General features: G+C 72.5%; 1 protein-coding gene. It reads left to right on the top strand.

Annotated features, from left to right (window positions below; translation table 11 throughout):
* Positions 1–155: 155 nt before the first annotated feature.
* Positions 156–1659 (top strand): beta-ketoacyl [acyl carrier protein] synthase domain-containing protein (locus tag IBL25_RS26020; protein ID WP_187781330.1); only part of this gene is annotated, 1504 nt, incomplete at its 3' end.

Below are 1659 nucleotides of genomic sequence, written 5' to 3'. Positions count from 1 at the left end.
GCTGCCCGGGCTGGCCCGCCGCCCCGCCGCGCAGCCGGCCGGGCGCGCCGGTGGGCTGCCGGGCCTTGTTGCAGCGCGGGACAGGGCCGTGTCATGACCCCCTCCCTTCTTCTTCCACTGCCATGCGTGCCCGCCGGGAGCACTGAATAATCGGTATGCAGGACGGAAAGCCCAGTCGCGGTCGCCGCCCCAAAGCCAGTCCCGCCCCATCGCGGCGGGCCACCCACCCGGGTCATCCCGGGGCGCTGGCACGGGAACCCATTGCCATCGTCGGTGCCGCCTGCCGCCTGCCGGGCGCGCCGGATCTCGAAGCCCTGTGGCAACTGGTCTCCTCCGGCACCGATGCCGTGGGCACCCTGCCGGCCGGGCGCTTCAACCAGGCCGCCTTCTTCCACCCGCGCAAGACCGAGCCGGGCAAGTCCTATTCCTTCGCCGCCGGCCATCTGGGGGAAATCGCGGGCTTCGACGCCCCCGCCTTCGGCCTTTCCCCGCGTGAGGCGATGGAGATGGACCCGCAGCAGCGCCTGCTGCTGGAAGTGGCGCATGAGGCGGTGGAGGATGCCGGCTGGCCGGCCTCCCGCCTCGCCGGGCGGCCCATCGCGGCCTTCGTGGGCGGCTCCTCCACCGATTATGCCGAGTTGCGGCTGAGCGACCATGCGGGCGCCGACCGCTACTTCATGACCGGAAACACGCTGTCGATCCTGTCCAACCGCCTGACCAATATCTTCGACCTGCGCGGCGCCGGGCAGACGGTGGACACCGCCTGCTCCTCCTCGCTCGTCGCGCTGCATCTGGCGGTGCAGTCCCTGCGCGCCGGGCAGATCGAGGCGGCGCTGGTGGGCGGCGTGCAGCTCCTGCTCTCCCCCTATGCCTTCACCGGCTTCTCCCGCGCCGGCATGCTGTCCCAGCGCGGCCGCTGCCAGGCCTTCGACGCCGCCGCCGATGGCTATGTGCGTGGCGAGGGCGCGGGCGTGGTGGTGCTCAAGCCCCTTTCCGCCGCGCTGCGCGACGGGGACCGGGTGCGTGGCCTGATCCTCGGCACCGGCACCAATGCCGCCGGCCGCACCATCGGCCTCTCCCTGCCGAACCGCGAGGCCCAGGCGGCGCTGATGGCGCAGGTGCTGGCCGAGACCGGCGCCAGCGCCGAGGATTTTGCTTACTTCGAGGCCCATGGCACCGGCACCCAGGCCGGCGACCCGGTGGAAACCTGGGCCATCGGCCAGGCCCTGGCCAAGGGGCGCTCCACGCCGCTGCCGGTGGGTTCCATCAAGACCAATATCGGCCATCTGGAACCGGCTTCCGGCATCGCCGGGCTGCTGAAGGCCATGCTGGTGCTGGAGCGCGGCGCCCTGCCGCCCAACCTGCATTTCAGCAATCCCAACCCGAATATCGATTTCGCCGGGCTGAACCTCCGCGTCCCCACGGCGCTGGAACGGGTAGAAATCCGCCCCGGCGCCCTGGCCGGCATCAACAGCTTCGGCTTCGGCGGCACCAATGCCACCGCGCTGCTGGCAGCCGCCCCGGCGCAGCCCGCCGTGCCGGAAGCCCCGGCCGAAGGCGCTCTGCCGCCGCTGCTGCTGACCGCCCATTCCGCCGCCGCGCTGAAGGCCCTGGCCCGCCGCTGGCAGGATGTGCTGGCCTCCCCCGCCGCCACCCCCG

Source organism: Pseudoroseomonas ludipueritiae, from assembly GCF_014490445.1.
Classification (GTDB): Bacteria; Pseudomonadota; Alphaproteobacteria; order Acetobacterales; family Acetobacteraceae; genus Pseudoroseomonas; species Pseudoroseomonas ludipueritiae.
This window is presented reverse-complemented; position numbering and strand designations above follow the sequence as displayed.